This window comes from Limimaricola litoreus, assembly GCF_024159025.1.
Classification (GTDB): Bacteria; Pseudomonadota; Alphaproteobacteria; order Rhodobacterales; family Rhodobacteraceae; genus Limimaricola; species Limimaricola litoreus.
In genome coordinates this window covers 1-980 of the sequence record NZ_JAMYXC010000283.1, presented here as the reverse complement: position 1 = coordinate 980, position 980 = coordinate 1, and the positions used below count along the sequence as shown (strand labels likewise).

The 980-nt window shown below is 73.0% G+C and carries 1 protein-coding gene; it reads right to left on the bottom strand.

Annotation, left to right across the window (positions count from 1 at the left end):
- Positions 1-980 (bottom strand): ATP-dependent helicase C-terminal domain-containing protein (locus NHG85_RS17560; RefSeq protein WP_305884606.1); only part of this gene is annotated, 980 nt, incomplete at both ends.

Sequence of the window (980 nt, the reverse complement as noted above, 5' to 3'; positions counted from 1 at the left end):
GGCTTGGCGCGCAGCGTCGGTGCGGCCTCGGTCGGGTCCTCGGGCCAGGGGTGGCGCGGATAGCGGCCGCGCATGTCCTTGCGCACGTCCGAATAGGAGCTGGCCCAGAAGCCGGGCAGGTCGTCGGTGACCTGCACCGGGCGGCCTGCGGGCGACAGCAGCGTCATCTTCAGCGGTGTGCCGCCCACGGTCGGGTGCCGCGTCACGCCGAAGACCTCTTGCAGCCTGAGCGAGACCTCGGGCACCGCGCCACCGTAATCGATCGGCACCTGCCGCCCCAGCGGCGTGGTAAAGCCCGGCGGGGCTTCGCGGTCGAGGGTCTGGGTCTGGTCCCAGTCGAGCATCGCTTTCCACGGGCCCAGAAGGTCGAACCCTTTCCAGTCGCCCGCGCTGCGCACACCGCCCAGAAAGGGCAGCAGCCAATCCTCCAGCGTCTCCATCAGCGCCGCGTCCGAGAGGTCCGGAAGGTCGGTGCCGCCCGCCCGCACCAGCATCACCCGCGCGCGGAACCGTTCGGCGGCGGGCGAAGGGCGCAGGCCGAGCTGGCGCACGCCGGTCAGCATGGCGCGCGCCACCGCCTCTTCGGGCGCGTCGCGCCAGATCCGGTCCGAGAGCGCCAGCGCGCCGAGCCGCTCCTGCAGCCGCGCCACGACCCGGTTCTCGCGCTTGGACCAATCGCACAGGGCGACCTCCTCGATCCGATCCGCGAAGATCTCGCGCAGCTCGGCCTCCTCGATCCGCGCGGCCATGCGGATCTTCGCCTCCGGCACGTCGTCCGACAGATCCGTCGCCACGATCAGCCGCGCGCCTGCCAATGCGTCATTCGCCGCCATCACCGCGCCGCGCCCGCCCGAGAGCAGCCAGCGCGGATCGTCGCCGGGGCGTCTCAGCCCGATCCTGTCGGGATAGGCCAGCGCCGCCATGGCGCCGGGCGACATCTCGGGGCCCTGCGCGCGGCCGCGCGACAGGCGCTTGGTCTC